10 protein-coding genes and 1 tRNA gene are annotated in these 14,764 nt (G+C 70.8%); 6 read left to right on the top strand and 5 right to left on the bottom strand.

The annotated features are described in order from the left end of the window. Nucleotides 1-232: 232 nt before the first annotated feature. From V4Y04_RS14790 to V4Y04_RS14805, 4 genes are all read right to left on the bottom strand, one after another. Nucleotides 233-2,812 (bottom strand): ABC transporter permease, encoded by a 2,580-nt coding sequence (locus tag V4Y04_RS14790; protein ID WP_332428319.1) that lies wholly within the window; start codon nt 2,810-2,812, stop codon nt 233-235. Next, nucleotides 2,809-3,597, bottom strand: coding sequence for an ABC transporter ATP-binding protein (locus tag V4Y04_RS14795; RefSeq protein ID WP_332428320.1), 789 nt, complete (start codon nt 3,595-3,597; stop codon nt 2,809-2,811). The genes V4Y04_RS14790 and V4Y04_RS14795 overlap by 4 nt, the downstream gene beginning before the upstream one ends. Nucleotides 3,598-4,219: 622 nt before the next feature. After that, nucleotides 4,220-6,835, bottom strand: a complete 2,616-nt coding sequence (locus V4Y04_RS14800; RefSeq protein WP_332428321.1) for an SUKH-4 family immunity protein — start codon at nt 6,833-6,835, stop codon at nt 4,220-4,222. Nucleotides 6,836-6,844: 9 nt separating this feature from the next. Beyond that, a complete protein-coding gene (locus V4Y04_RS14805; RefSeq protein WP_332428323.1) occupies nt 6,845-7,831 on the bottom strand; it encodes an SMI1/KNR4 family protein in 987 nt (328 codons plus the stop codon). A gap of 354 nt (nt 7,832-8,185) precedes the next feature. Here V4Y04_RS14805 and V4Y04_RS14810 point away from each other — a divergent pair, with 354 nt between their 5' ends. Beyond that, nucleotides 8,186-8,704, top strand: coding sequence for a YwqJ-related putative deaminase (locus V4Y04_RS14810; RefSeq protein WP_332428325.1), 519 nt, complete (start codon nt 8,186-8,188; stop codon nt 8,702-8,704). Between the two features lie 141 nt (nt 8,705-8,845). Then, nucleotides 8,846-9,379, top strand: a complete 534-nt coding sequence (locus V4Y04_RS14815) for an SUKH-3 domain-containing protein (RefSeq protein WP_332428327.1) — start codon at nt 8,846-8,848, stop codon at nt 9,377-9,379. Nucleotides 9,380-9,523: 144 nt separating this feature from the next. Here the strand turns inward: V4Y04_RS14815 and V4Y04_RS14820 are convergent, their stop codons facing one another. Next, nucleotides 9,524-10,843 (bottom strand): sensor histidine kinase, encoded by a 1,320-nt coding sequence (locus V4Y04_RS14820; protein ID WP_332428328.1) that lies wholly within the window; start codon nt 10,841-10,843, stop codon nt 9,524-9,526. A 168-nt stretch (nt 10,844-11,011) separates the two neighbouring features. Between V4Y04_RS14820 and V4Y04_RS14825 the strand changes: the two genes are divergently transcribed. From V4Y04_RS14825 to V4Y04_RS14840, 4 genes are all read left to right on the top strand, one after another. Then, nucleotides 11,012-11,878: a hypothetical protein gene (locus V4Y04_RS14825; RefSeq protein WP_332428329.1), complete on the top strand. Its 867-nt coding sequence runs from the start codon at nt 11,012-11,014 to the stop codon at nt 11,876-11,878. Between the two features lie 8 nt (nt 11,879-11,886). Further along, nucleotides 11,887-11,959 (top strand) — tRNA-Gln (locus V4Y04_RS14830). A gap of 109 nt (nt 11,960-12,068) precedes the next feature. After that, entirely contained in the window at nt 12,069-13,517 is a 1,449-nt protein-coding gene (gene glmU, locus V4Y04_RS14835) for a bifunctional UDP-N-acetylglucosamine diphosphorylase/glucosamine-1-phosphate N-acetyltransferase GlmU (RefSeq protein ID WP_332428330.1), read from the top strand. 144 nt (nt 13,518-13,661) lie between these two features. Continuing rightward, entirely contained in the window at nt 13,662-14,642 is a 981-nt protein-coding gene (locus V4Y04_RS14840; RefSeq protein ID WP_332428332.1) for a ribose-phosphate diphosphokinase, read from the top strand. Nucleotides 14,643-14,764 lie beyond the last annotated feature (122 nt).

Raw genomic sequence — 14,764 nt, forward strand, 5'->3', positions numbered from 1 at the left:
GGCCGGCAGGACCGGCGCGCGGGGCAGGACCGGCGCGCGGGGCCGGGCCGGACGCCGCCACGGAGACTGCGGCCGGCTCCGGCACCCGCACACACGAAGCCGCCCGGCGCCGGTGGCCCTCCTGGGCTTCCCGGCGCCGGGCGTTCCCCCGCAACCCCCGTGTGCGGTGGCCGGTCGCGGCCGCTTCGCCGGGTGGCCGCGCGAAGTCGCCGCCGGCCGCCCGGAGCCGCGGCTACTCCGTGGCGATCGCGTTCAGGACGTTCATCCGGCCCGCCCGGAACGCCGGGACCAGCGCCGCGAACAGCCCCACGAACGCCGAACCGATGAACACACCGATGATCGTCGGCCACGGGATCTCGAGGACCTTCAGGCCCTCCAGCTCGAGGAGCTGCTGGGCGGTGGCGCCCCAGCCCATGCCGAGTCCCAGACCCAGCAGGGCACCGAAGAGGGCGATGACGACCGACTCCAGACGGATCATGCGGCGCAGCTGGCGGCGGGAGAGGCCGATGGCCCGCATCAGGCCGATCTCCCTCGTCCGCTCGACCACCGACAGGGCCAGGGTGTTCACCACGCCCAGGATCGCGACGACGATCGCCAGGGCCAGCAGGCCGTAGATCATGTTCAGCAGCTGGCCGATCTGGTCCTTGAGCGCTTCCTTGTAGTCGGTCTGGTCGCGCACGGTGTACTGCGGATAGTCGTGCAGCGAGTCCTTCAGCGCCGTGTACGCGGCCTCCTGCTGCCCCTCCTTCGCCGTGGCGAAGAGCAGCGTGTCCAGCGGCATCCGGTCGGCCGGGACGTACTTCGCGAGGGTGTCGATCGACGTGTACATCGCACCCGCGTCGACCACGGCGTCACTGCTGGTGATCGCCCGGACGGTCAGTGTGCCGGTCGACCCGTCCCTGAACGCGATGTCGACCGTCGATCCGAGGCTGATGCCGTGGTCCTCGGCGAACTTCTCGTGGACGGACATCGAGTCGGGCCGGTAGGCGTCGGAGAGCTTCCCCTGCACCGTCTCGACCCGCAGGTCGGTGGCGTACGTCGGGTCGGCCGCCGTGATCGCCGTGTCCTCGAGCGTCTTGCCGTCGGGCGTGGTGAAGTCCGCCTCGGTCCACTTGTACTCGGTGACGCGCTCCAGCTCGGGGGTGTCCCGCACCGCCTTCACCGCCTGCGGGGTGATCAGCTGACCGCTGTCGGACTGGATGATGAAGTCCGTGCCGACGGTCTTGTCGAGCTCGTCGGTGGCGGAGGCCACCATGGACGAGCCGACCACCGACAGGCATGCCACCAGGGCCAGCCCGATCATCAACGCGGCGCCGGTGGCGCCGGTGCGGCGCGGGTTGCGCAGCGCGTTGCGCTCGGCCATCCGCCCCACGGGACCGAAGGCCCGCAGCACGACGACGCCCAGGACCCGGACCACACCGCTCGCGAGCAGCGGGCCGATGAGCACGAACCCGACCAGCGACAGCACCACACCCAGGCCCAGCCACATCGAGCCCTCCGTGGCCTTGTCCGCCACCGAGGTGAGGTACAGCGCGAACGCGCCGGCCGCGGTCAGGAGCGTGCCGATGCCGCCCCGGATCCAGCCGGCCCTGGCGTCCGCGGGCGCACCCGCGTCGCGCAGCGCGGCCATCGGGGAGATCTTCCCGGCCCGCCGCGCGGGCAGGTAGGCGGCCAGGACGGTGACGACGACACCGAGGAACAGTCCGATCGCCGGAGTCGTCCAGGCGACCGTGAGGTCGTCCGTGGACAGTTCCATGCCGATCGAGCCCATGAGCTTCATCAGCCCGACCGCGAGCCCGACACCCGCGGCCACCCCGAGCACCGAACCGACGACGCCGAGGAGCAGCGCCTCGATCAGCACCGAGCGGTTGACCTGCTTGCGGGAGGAGCCGATGGCCCGCATCAGGCCGATCTCCCGGGTGCGCTGGGCGACCAGCATGGAGAACGTGTTGATGATCAGGAAGATGCCGACGAGGAACGCGATCCCGGCGAAGCCGAGCATCGCGTACTTCATGACGCTCATGAAGCCCTCGACGTCCTGCTGCCCGGCCTCCGCGCTCTCCTCCGCGGTCAGCACCTTGTAGTCGCCGCCCAGAGCGGCCGTGACGTTCTTCTTCAGCTGTGCGTCACTGACGCCGTCGGCGGCCGTGGCGTTGACGTTGGTGAAGACGCCGCTCTCACCGAGGAGGGCCTGCTGGGCGGTCTTCGTGTCCAGGAAGAAGATCGCGGCACCGGGGTTGGTGACGGACCAGTCGGCGATGCCGGAGATCTTCGCGGTGTGCGTGCCGACCACGCTGATCACGCCGATCTCGTCACCGAGCTCCAGGCCGTGCTTGTCGGCGGTGTCGGCGTCGACGAGGATCTGGTCGGGGCCCTGGGGCTCCGCACCGGAGGTGATCTTCATGGTGCGGGCGTCGTTGGCGGTCCAGTTGCCGACGATGGTCGGCCCGCCGCTGGTGGGCGAGAGGCTCTCCTTGTCGGCGTCGACGACGGTCAGCGAGGTGGAGTGCAGCGCCCCCTCCGCCGACTTCACGCCCTCCACGTCCCGCACCTCGGCGAGTACGGAGGCCGGTACGGTCGGCGGCTTGCCGTTGTCGGAGGTGGTCTCGCCGCCGTCGGAAGCGTCCTTGGCGCTGACCGTGACGTCCGACGCCGTGGCCGCGAACAGCTTGTCGAACGTCGTGGACATCGTGTCCGTGAACACGAGCGTCCCGCACACGAACGCCACCGACAGCAGCACCGCCACCGCCGACAGCGCCATCCGCCCCTTGTGCGCGAAGAAGTTGCGCATCGAGGTCTTCAGCACGGTCATGACGTACGCCCCCGGGCGTCGAAGTCCTTCATGCGGTCCAGGACCTGCTCGGCCGTCGGCTTGTGCATCTCGTCGACGATGCGGCCGTCCGCGAGGTACAGCACCCGGTCCGCGTAGGAGGCGGCGACCGGGTCGTGCGTGACCATCACGATGGTCTGGCCCAGCTCGTCGACCGAGCGGCGCAGGAAGCCGAGCACCTCGGCACCCGCGCGCGAGTCGAGGTTTCCGGTCGGCTCGTCACCGAAGATGATCTCCGGCCGGGCCGCCAGCGCCCGCGCCACGGCGACGCGCTGCTGCTGCCCGCCGGACAGCTGGGTGGGCCGGTGCTTCAGCCGGTCGGACAGGCCGACGGTCTCCACCACCCGGTCCAGCCACGGCTGGTCCGGCTTACGGCCGGCGATGTCCATGGGAAGCGTGATGTTCTCGATGGCGTTGAGCGTCGGCAGCAGGTTGAACGCCTGGAAGATGAACCCGATCCGGTCCCGGCGCAGCCGCGTGAGCTTCTTGTCCTTCAGCCCGGTGATCTCGGTCTCGTCCAGGTAGATCTGCCCGCCGGTGACGGTGTCGAGCCCGGCCAGGCAGTGCATCAGCGTGGACTTGCCGGACCCCGACGGGCCCATGATCGCGGTGAACCGGCCGCGGGCGATGTCCACGTCGACGTGGTCCAGGGCGACGACGCGGGTCTCACCGGACCCGTACGCCTTCACGACCTGCCGCGCCCGCGCGGCAACGGCCGTACGCCCACCAGTTCCTTCGTGCTGGGGAATGGTCACAGCCGATGTCACGGTAAGTCTCCTATGTCGGTCAGCAGATGGGAAAGCGGTGCCCGTGCGACCGCCTCCATACCCGGTGGCCGCTTCGTGCGCGTTCGTTCGACGTGATGAAGTCTGGCGGCGGGGAAGGCCGAGCGCCCTGGTGTCCAGCGCAGTCTTCTCCTGGGGAAAACCCCACCCCCGATGGTGTGTTCCGCCGCCCCCCAGCGGCGTAAAGCCAGGTTAAGGACCGACCCCGCCCCTTCTCGTCCTCCGCCAGTACGAGCCCTCCCCGAGCCGTAGTACGGAGGTACCCCTAAGGGCTCTCCACCGTCAGGCGGAGCACTTCTCAGGGTCGCCTCGTCCTGAGGTCCCGGTCAGCTTCCACCCTCCCGCCGCGTGAGGGTCAAGTGCGGGGCCGGTCACCACCCTGGACAACCCGGCCTCGATGACCGTCCTCACCCGCGACGCCTTCGTCCACGTGGCGAACACCACCGTCGGCAACCGCCCGGGAGCGCGCCGCATCCGCCGCCGGCTCGCGCCCTGACACGGCGTCGGCCCCCGACGCGCGGTCGGGCCCGGCCGGGACACATCTGTCCGACCGGGCCCGGCTCCTCACCTCCGCGTGAGCGTCCGCGTCAACGGCGGCGGGTACTCACAGCAGTCCGTCCCACATCTGCTCCAGCAGCACCGACCACCAGCTCTCCGGCGAACCGAGCGCCGCGGGATCCAGCGCCGCCAGCTGCATCTGGAAGTCGACGGTCCAGCGGCCCGCCTGCTCCTGGTTCAACCCGAACCTCAGCCGCCACATCCGCCCCAGCAACGCCAGGCAGCGGGCGAACTCCGGCAGCCCCGTGTTCACGAACTGCGGCGGTACCGGCACCCCCCCCGGCCCCGCCTCCACCGGCACCGCGACGATGTTCGCCGTGCCGTACTGCACACAGACCGCCTTGCCGAAGTCGCTGCCCATGACGAGGTACGAGCCCGCGTCCAAGGCCGGCTGCACACCCCGCTCCGCGGCCAGCTCCGCCAGCGTCGGCACCGGACGCCCCGGCTGGGCCTGCGCCCAGAAGAACGGACCCATGTCCAGCGGCAGTCCGGCGACCACCAGCGTGTGCGCCACGACCGGCGGCACACCCTGCCGGGACACCGCCTGCTGCTCGAACCGGAACACCCCCGTCCCGAACGCCCCCGCCAGCTCCTGCCCGATGACCTCCGGCGGAACCGGCGGAACCGGATGCACCGGCGTCAGCGGCGCGCGCACCGGCGCCGGGCGGGCCGGCCCGTCCGCCACCTGATGCAACTCACCCTGATGAAGGAGCAGTTGCTGCATTCCCTGCTGACGGCTTGCCTGATCGGTGCCGTACGGCGCGATGTTCGTGATCCGTGCCTGCGGCCACTGCTCCCGGATCATCCGCGCACAGTACGCACCCGGAAGCTCGCACGACTCCAACTCCGTGTGCAGTTCCAGCACCTGGTCCGGCGGCACGTTCATCGCACGCAGCTCGTGGAAGATCTGCCACTCCGGGTGCGGCGTGCCCGGCGCCGAACGCCGGATCAACTGCTGCTCGGAACCGTCCTGCGCGCGGTAGCGCAGCACGGCCTGATAGCCGGGGCCGACCGTCGGCTGCCCGACCGGCTGCGGCGGATAGCCGTACGCCGACGGTCCGCCGAGCCCGGGTACGCCGAGCCCGGGTACGCCCGGCGGCACCGCACCCGGCATCCCGCCGGGCATCCCGGGTGGTCCGGGAAGCGGAGGCACACCCGGGCCACCGGGGGCCGCCGGCGGCGGCGGCACACCGGGCCCCCCGATCGCGGGGCCCCCCAGCACGGTCTCCGCGTGATGCACGGTGCCCCGCCCGCCCGCCGGAGCACCGGGAGCACCGGGAGCACCGGGAGCACCGGAAATACCGGGAATACCAGGGGCAGCCGGAGTCCCCGGGGCACCGGGGACACCAGGTGCACCGGGCGGGCCCGGAGGCTGGGGCGCACCGGCACCCGGCCGGCCGGGGCCGGCGAACATCGTCTGTGCGTGATGGACACCACCGGGCGGTGTACCCGGCGCGGGCGGAGCGCCGGGCGGAGGCGTCGGGGCACCGGGCGGGGGCGGGCCGCCCGTCGAACCTCCCGGGCCTGCCGGGCTGTCGAAACCGCCGATGCCGTTGGACCCCGGGGACGACATCATCTGCGTCGGTACGTACCCGCCCGCCGGAGCGCCCTGCCCGCCGGGGCCCGACGGGGGCGACGACGGAGGCGGCGGCGCACTCCCCGGGCGCACGCCCGGCGTACCCGGGGCACCGGGCGGAGGAGGCGTCGTCGGGCCCGAGGGGCGGCGCGGCGGAGCCGCCTTGCTGGTCGCGGCATCGGCGATGTCCGCGGCGCTCAATGCCGCCGGGGTCTGCGGCCCGCCCGGCGCACCATGCGGAGTCCGCGGCGCGTCCGCGTCCGGGAACGCCGGTGTCAGCGCCGTCGGCGGCAGCCGGCTGCCCCCCGACATCAGCGCCGTCGGAGCGTTCGAAGCCGATACCGGTGGAGGCGGCGTGTCGTCGTCGGACTGGCTCAGCGGCGGAGCGAAAACGGTGACCGGAAGCGGCACCGAACCGTCCTCGCCGGCGTCGGCGTTCGTGTCCGTACCGGCCCACGGTGTCGCCCCGTCCGGTCCACCCGGAGTGCCCGCGCCGGCCCCCGCCGGGGAGTCACCCCCGGCAGCAGGCCAGGCAGTACCACTCCCGGGCGCCACCGGCGCACCCGGCGCGCCCGGCACCGGGGCCCCGGAATCACCCGCACCGGAGCCGCCGGACGCACTGGACGCACTGGACGCACTGGACGCACTGGACGCACCCACCGAACCGGCCGTACCCGCCGAACCGCCCGACGTCTCCCCGCGCCGGTCCGGAATCCCCAGCCGGTCCGCCGCCTCCTGCAACCACTCCGGCGGACTCAGCAGGAACGACGTCTGATTCAGATCCACCCGCGCCGGAGCCGCCGGCGCCGGTTCGGCCGCCGCGTCCGTACGGGCGTACTCCTCCTCGTACCGGCGGATCACCTCGCCCACCGGCAGGGCGGGCCACAGCGTCGCCTCGCCACTGTCCCGGGCGATCACCAGCCGCTGCGCGCCGCCGTCCGAACGGGGCCCGTCCGCGCGGTCCTCCGCCCACACCACGAAGCCGAGGCCGAACTCCCGTACCCGCACCTCACGGTGCTGATACGACGGCACATCCCCGTTGACCCACTCCTCCGCACGCTCCTGCGCCTGCGCGAACGTCACCATCGCCGGACCTCACTCCCCCGCAACAACCGGAACGACCTGCGCGAAGCCGCCGTCCACCATCAGATTCGCCACCGTCTCCAGCTCCGGCGGCGACCCCGCCAGACGGGCCAGGAACGCGTCGAAGTCGTCCCCGCACGGCAGCAGCAGCCGCTCCACCCGCTCCGCCGGCGGCCACGACGGATCCACGTCCCGCGCGTCGTCGTAGGCGCAGAACCACACCGAACCCGTCCGGTCGCCCCGCACCTTCACCGCCAGCAGACCGCCCTGGACGAAACCGACGCCCAGATAGTCCTTGGTGAGGTGATCACGCAGACACTTGTTGACGTACACCAGGTCGTTGACCGCGGCCTCGTCCCGCACCGTGAAGAACGGCTGGTCGATCAGCAGGCCCAGTTCGGCGTCCAGCGCCGTACCCACCGGCGCGCAACCGCCCGCCGCCTTCAGGAACGACCGGTACGCGCCGGGCAGCCGGTAGCCGAGATCCTCCTCGACGTTCAGCACCTGGGCCTCGCTCACCGCCGGCCCCGACTTCGGCAGCCGGAAATGCGCCGGGCGCGTCTCCTGCAGCGGCCGCGTGCCCCGCTTCTCCTGATCCACGCCCGACGTCACCACACCACCGTGGTGCCGCAGCAGTGCCTTCACCTCGACCGGCACCAGCTCCAGCCGCCGCGACGCCACCGCGTGATGCCACGTCCAGCCGTGCGGCGTCGCCACCGCCGGCACCGTGCCCCACAGCTCATGACCGGTCGCCGCGAGCGCCGCGTTCGCCGACACGTAGTCCGTCAGCCGCAGCTCGTCGACACCGAATCCCTCCGGCGGCTCCGCGATCTCCACCGCCGCACGCGCGTACGGCGAGAAATCGGGGTAACCGCGCTCGTCCACCCGTACCCCTCTCGGGTGACGGGCCGCCCGCACCGGATCCGGGAAGTGCACGACCTGCCCGGAATAGGCCGCATTCGGCGGCACGGCTCTCTGCCCGAGCCGACCTGTCGTCATGGCGGTTGCCCCCTGCGGCACTCTGGACGGCCCGCACCGACCACCATCGGGTCGTTACGGAACGTATTCGACTGTCACGTCTGTTTCGACTGCTTACCGCCGCCCTTCCCGCCGACGCCCCGCACGCCGTTCGCACGGATCACCGCAGGAATCGCGACACCAACAGCCTATGCGGTACGACGGCAGCGGTCACCGGCCACCGGCCGCTCGCCCCTCCGGTTCCGTGACCAAACGTCACCCTCCCGTGACAGCACGCCCAAACCTGGGCGTGTCGCCGCGCCCCAGCTTCCCCATCAGCCACGCCATTTGGCACCCTGTGACCTTCCGGGGGATGCACAGGAGGGGAATGCGATCATGAACATGACTCAAACAGGGGCGCCGGCAGGTCACGCCGCCGACCCCCGCACCGGCGACCCCCGCATCGGCTGGAGCAGCACCGACACCGCCCGCACCCCCCTCCTCCGCCACCGCCGCGACGGCATCCTGCCCACCATCGCCGCCGCCCTCTCCGTCCGCGGCGCCACCCTCACCGGCACCGCCGCCCGCGGCGACACACCACCCGACCTGCACCCCCTCGTCCAGGACCTCCTCGACACCCTCACCAGCGGCCAACGCGACCGCTTCACCGGCCGCTGCGCCGAGACGATCCTCATCTCCCGGCACCTCACCACCGCCGACGCCACACGCAGCAAACGCGCCGCACGCAAACCCATGACCAACGGCGAAGCACGCAAAGCGCTCAAACACACCAAACTCACCGCCCGACACATCCGCGAGGACGGCGACCCCCTCCACGGCACCTACGCCGCACCCTGCCGCGCCTGCACCACCCTCGCCACCCATTTCGGCGTCCGCATCGTCAACCCCGGATGACCCCGGACAACCCCGAACCGGTGAGCGATTCCGTACACCCCACCCGTACCGACCCCTGACGCCCACCCGCCCCCGACCACCACCCGGCCGGCCACCCCCTCACCCTCCACCGGCCGCACCACCACGACGAACGAACGGCAGATGCGCACCGACCGCACCCCCTCTCCCAGCCACCCGGCCCCACCCGAGCCAGGGGGAACCTCACACCGCTTCCCCGAGCCCGTCGCCGCCGCCCTGCGCACCGCCGGCTGGCAACCGGGACGCTGGGACATCAAACAGGCCGAAGTCTGGGCCGACACCCTGCGCGACCACACCTCACCCGCAGGACACCGCCACACCGTCTTCCCCGCCGCCGTCGAGGCCTGGGCCGAATTCGGCGGACTCCACATCACCCCCACCACCCCCGGTCGCCAACTCGCCCCCGCCACCCTCCACCTCGACCCCCTCCACGGCCTCCACCTGGCCCGCACCCTCGGCGACCTCGGCCGCGCCCTCGACACCGACGTCTGCCCCCTCGGCGCCGACCCCGACACCCGCACCCTCGTCGCCATCGACACCGAAGGCCGCGTCTACGCCCTCGACCACACCGGCGACTGGTACCTCGGCCACCACATCGACCAGGGCCTCACCGCCCTCATCACCGGCACCGAACCCGCCCGCCTCACCGTGGGCTGACCGCACACCGGACACCACACGCCGGACGCCACACACCGGACACCCGGCCGGACACCGGATACCAGGCACCGGGCCGCAGGCGCCACCGGACACCACGCCCTCCGGCCGCCCTGCCCACCACCCCGCCCCCGACACCCCCTACGCCTACGACGCCGGAATCACCGCCGACACCCGGAAACCCCCCGCATCCGTCGGCCCCGACACGAACACCCCACCCAGCGCCGACACCCGCTCCTTCATCCCCACCAGCCCGTTCCCACCCGACGGCAACCGCGCCGACGCCCCGGCCTCCGGCGGCGGCTCGTTCTCCACCTGCATCGCGATCTCCGACACCCGATGCGCCAGCCGCACATACGCCTTCGCCCCCGGCGCGTGCTTGTGCACATTCGTCAGCGCCTCCTGCACCACCCGGTACGCCGTCGCCTCCACCTCCACCGCGTACGGCCGGTCCTCCCCCTCCACCGACAACACCACCACCATCCCCGCAGCCGCCGACTGCCCCACCAGCTCATCGATCTCCGACAGGCTCGGCCCCTCGCCCCCGGCCCCCCGAGCCTCGTCCACCGCCCGCGACGCCGCCGCGGCAGCCGCCGCACCCACCGCCGCCAACGGCACCGACGCCCCCGCGCCCCGCCCCGCGCCGTCCCCACCGGACCGCAGCACCCCGAGCATCTCCCGCAGCTCCGTCAACGCCTGCCGGCCCATGTCCCCCACCAGCGCGGCGTTCTTCACCGCCTTCTCCGGGTCCTTCCGCGCCACCGCCTGCAACGCCGCCGCGTGCACCACCATCAGACTCACCCGATGCGCGACCACGTCATGCATCTCCCGCGCGATCCGCGTCCGCTCCTCACCCCGCGCCCACTCGGCCCGCTCCTCGGCCCGCTCGGCCAGCAACTGGAGCTCCCGCTCCAGACTGTCCGCCCGCTCCCGCAGACTCTCCATCAACCGCCGCCGCGCCCCCACGTACAGCCCCAGCAGCACCGGCGGCGCGGTGAGCCCCAACGACGTCGTGACCGACGCGAACGGAAGGAACCAGTCCCCCAGGTCCAACTCCCCCCGCACCATGTCCTGCCGCACCCGCACCAACGTCACGATGAACGTCCCCACCAACGACATCCCCGCCAGCGACGCGATGATCCGGCGCGGCAACTCCGACGCCGCCAGCGTGTACAGACCCACCAGGCCCATCAGGAAACCCATCTGGGCCGGTGTGATCGCGATCACCACCAGCACCACGGCGATCGGCCAGTGCCGCCGCACCAGCAGCACCGAACCCGCCAGCACCCCGAACACCACACCCGCGGCCACCGGGATCCCCGCGTCCCGCGCGAACGGAATCCCCTCCAGCCCGCACTCCAGCGCGGACACCACCGCAAGGCCCACATCCAGCACCGCACTGCGGCGCCTGTCCCACCACCACGGCCCGCCACGGGCCGTCACATGGTCTTCCCCCGTCGTGGTCATGCCTCCCAGCCTACGGGCGCCCGGTGCCGGTTTTCCGGGGAGTTTCCCCGACCGACCCCCACCACGTTCCGTGACCCCTCAGCCGCGATACGCCCCGAAATCCCTCGAACTGCTGAACCGCACACCGTTCGACTCCGGAAGCAGGCATTCCGCCCGGACCGTATACATGTGACACACGCACCAGGCAAATACGCCGACTTCGACGGACTGCGGGAACAGGCGGTGGCGCTGCGGCGGGCGGGGCTGAGCCGACGCCAGATCCGCGACCGCCTCCACGTCGACAACAACGACATCCTCAACCGCCTCCTGCAGGGCGAGCCGGCCCCCGAGTGGACGAAGCGCCCGAACGCCAAGGACGACCTGAGGGACAGGGCGAGAGAACTCCGACTCCAGGGCTGGACCTACGACCGGATCCAGGTGGAGCTGGGCTGTTCCAAGGGTTCGATCTCACTGTGGGTGAGGGACCTTCCGAAGCCGGAACAGCGGGATCCGTCGGAGCAGGCAAAGCTCGCGGCGCAGAAGAGGTGGGAACACGAGCTGGCGATGCGGGATGCCGTGCGCGAACAGACCAAGGCGAGTGCGCGGCAGGAGATCGGACCTCTCACGGACCGGGAGCTCTTCCTGCTCGGTGTAGGGCTCTACTGGGCCGAGGGGGCGAAGGACAAGGTCTACAGCCGCCGCGAGTTCGTCCTCTTCGTCAACAGCGACCCCGACATGATCAAAGTGTTCCTCGCCTGGCTCGACCTGCTCCAGGTGGAACGAGAGCGTCTGCGCTTCCGCTTGATGATCCACGAGTCCGCCGATGTGGCAGCTGCCGAGCAGTACTGGGCAACTCTCGTGGGCACGAGCACTGCCCGCTTCGGTAAGACGACGCTCAAGAAGCACAATCCCAAGACGGTCCGTAAGAACGTGGGCGAGCACTATCGCGGTTGCTTGGTGATCAGCGTCCTGCAGAGCGCGGATCTGTACCGACGGATCGAGGGCTGGTGGAACGGAATCGTCCTTGGCAGCTCGCCGGGCTCCGGTAAGGTCTGATGCAGCGATCCGCCGTAGTGTAATTGGCAGCACGGCACCCTTTGGAGGTGTTCGGTCTAGGTTCGAGTCCTAGCGGCGGAGCTGCCAACGGGCCCCGACCTTCAGGTCGGGGCCCGCACTCATGCCCCCCCACCACCACCCCGGTATCCTGCGGATGTCCCCTCCCCCCTTACAGCCGAAGGGCATCCTTGTGAGCGCCAATCGCCCGGCAGCCGTCGTCGTTCTCGCAGCGGGTGAGGGCACCCGTATGAAGTCGGCCACCCCGAAGGTCCTGCACGACCTCTGTGGCCGTTCCCTGGTGGGTCATGTGCTGGCCGCCTCCGGTGAGCTGGAGCCGGAGAACCTGGTCGTCGTGGTGGGGCACGCCCGCGAGCAGGTGGCCGCGCACCTCGCCGGCATCGCCCCCGACGCCCGTACCGCGGTGCAGGCGGAGCAGAACGGCACCGGGCACGCGGTGCGGATGGGGCTGGAGGAGCTGGGCGGTTCCGTGGACGGGACCGTGGTCGTGGTCTGTGGTGACACCCCGCTGCTGACCGGTGAGACACTGCGCCGGCTTTCGGCCACGCACTCCGCCGACGGCAATGCGGTGACGGTGCTGACGGCCGAGGTGCCGGACGCGACGGGGTACGGGCGGATCGTGCGCGACGAGGCCTCCGGAGCCGTCACCGCGATCGTGGAGCACAAGGACGCGACCGAGGAGCAGCGCGCGGTCCGGGAGATCAATTCGGGTGTGTTCGCGTTCGACGGCCGGTTGCTGGCGGACGCGCTGAAGCGGGTGCGGACGGACAACAGTCAGGGTGAGGAGTACCTCACCGATGTCCTCGGCATCCTGCGTGAGGCGGGGCACCGGGTGGGTGCGTCGGTGGCAGTCGACCACCGGGAGATCGCGGGGATCAACAACCGGGTGCAGTTGTCTCAGGCCAGGCGGATTCTCAACGACCGGTTGCTGACCGCCGCCATGCTCTCCGGGGTGACCGTGATCGATCCCGCCACGACGTGGGTGGACGTCTCGGTGACGTTCGAGCAGGACGTGGTGGTGCATCCGGGGACGCAGTTGCACGGGTCGACGCATCTGGCCGAGGGCTGTGCGGTGGGTCCGAACGCGCGGCTGACGGATACCCGGGTGGGTGCCGGGGCGCGGGTGGACAACACGGTGTCGGTGGGTGCCGAGATCGGGCCGGAGGCCACCGTGGGGCCGTACGCGTATCTGCGTCCGGGGACGCGGCTGGGGCGCAAGGGCAAGATCGGCACGTACGTGGAGACGAAGAACGCGTCGATCGGCGAGGGGTCGAAGGTTCCGCATCTGTCGTATGTGGGGGATGCGACGATCGGCGATTTCTCGAACATCGGTGCGGCGAGTGTGTTCGTGAATTACGACGGACAGGACAAACATCACACGTCGGTCGGGTCGCACTGCCGGACGGGTTCGGACAACATGTTTGTGGCGCCTGTCACGGTCGGGGACGGCGCCTACACCGCTGCCGGTTCTGTGATCACGAAGGATGTGCCGCCCGGTTCGTTGGCTGTGGCCCGGGGGCAGCAGCGGAATATCGAGGGCTGGGTGGCTCGTAAGCGTCCGGGGAGTGCTGCCGCGAAGGCCGCGGAGGAGGCTGTCCGGGGGTCGGCCGAGGAGGGTTGACCGGAAAGCGGTGCGCCAGAGTCGTCGTATCGTGATAAGTGCACATCCGCATCCCGTCAGGTGAGATGACCTCTCGTATGCCTTCTGAGAGGTCTCCCGCCTTCGAGCCGCGAGTTTCTGCGACACCTCTGAGGAGATAGTGCTGTGACCGGGATCAAGACGACCGGCCAGAAGAAGATGATGTTCTTCTCCGGCCGGGCCCACCCCGAGCTTGCCGAGGAGGTCGCCCACCTGCTGGGTGTGGGGGTCGTTCCGACCAAGGCCTTCGACTTCGCCAACGGCGAGATCTACGTGCGGTACGAGGAGTCGGCCCGAGGTGCCGACTGTTTCCTCATCCAGAGCCACACTGCGCCGATCAACAAGTGGATCATGGAGCAGCTGATCATGATCGACGCGTTGAAGCGCGCGTCGGCGAGGTCGATCACTGTCATCGTGCCGTTCTACGGTTACGCGCGGCAGGACAAGAAGCACCGGGGGCGTGAACCGATTTCGGCGCGTCTGATCGCGGATCTGATGAAGACCGCGGGTGCGACCCGGGTGCTGACGGTGGATCTGCACACCGACCAGATCCAGGGTTTCTTCGACGGCCCGGTGGACCACCTGTTCGCGCTGCCGCTGCTGGCGGACTACGTGGGTGCGAAGGTGGACCGGGAGAAGCTGACGGTGGTGTCGCCGGACGCGGGCCGGGTGCGGGTGGCGGACCGTTGGTGCGACCGGCTGGGCGCGCCGCTGGCGATCGTGCACAAGCGGCGGGACAAGGACGTGGCGAATCGGGTCACGGTCCACGAGGTGGTCGGCGAGGTGAAGGGCCGTGTGTGCGTCCTGGTCGACGACATGATCGACACGGGTGGCACGATCTGCGCCGCGGCGGACGCGTTGTTCGCGCACGGTGCGGAGGACGTGATCGTGACGGCGACGCACGGTGTGCTGTCGGGTCCGGCGGCGGACCGGCTGAAGAACTCGCGGGTGAGTGAGTTCGTGTTCACGGACACGCTGCCGACTCCGGGTGAACTCAGCCCCGGTCTGGACAAGATCACGGTGCTGTCGATCGCGCCGACGATCGCGAGTGCGGTGCGTGAGGTGTTCGAGGACGGTTCGGTGACGAGCCTGTTCGACGAGCAGTAAGGGTTCTGCTCCGGGTTCTCCCTGCGTCCCGGCTGATCGTTTTGGGTACGGCCTCCCTGTCCGAGTAGACTGCTCCAGTTGCTCGGCGAGGGAGGCCGTACCGCTCCGTGAGGGGTGGAGTA

Source organism: Streptomyces sp. P9-A2 (assembly GCF_036634175.1).
GTDB classification, from domain to species: domain Bacteria; phylum Actinomycetota; class Actinomycetes; order Streptomycetales; family Streptomycetaceae; genus Streptomyces; species Streptomyces pratens.

Excerpts from the sequence above, each read along its gene's own strand:
- V4Y04_RS14790 (WP_332428319.1), bottom strand. The coding sequence starts at position 2,812 with ATGACCGTGCTGAAGACCTCGATGCGCAACTTCTTCGCGCACAAGGGG.
- V4Y04_RS14815 (WP_332428327.1), top strand. The coding sequence starts at position 8,846 with ATGCGCACCGACCGCACCCCCTCTCCCAGCCACCCGGCCCCACCCGAG.
- V4Y04_RS14805 (WP_332428323.1), bottom strand. The coding sequence starts at position 7,831 with ATGACGACAGGTCGGCTCGGGCAGAGAGCCGTGCCGCCGAATGCGGCC.
- V4Y04_RS14800 (WP_332428321.1), bottom strand. The coding sequence starts at position 6,835 with ATGGTGACGTTCGCGCAGGCGCAGGAGCGTGCGGAGGAGTGGGTCAAC.
- V4Y04_RS14810 (WP_332428325.1), top strand. The coding sequence starts at position 8,186 with ATGAACATGACTCAAACAGGGGCGCCGGCAGGTCACGCCGCCGACCCC.
- V4Y04_RS14820 (WP_332428328.1), bottom strand. The coding sequence starts at position 10,843 with ATGACCACGACGGGGGAAGACCATGTGACGGCCCGTGGCGGGCCGTGG.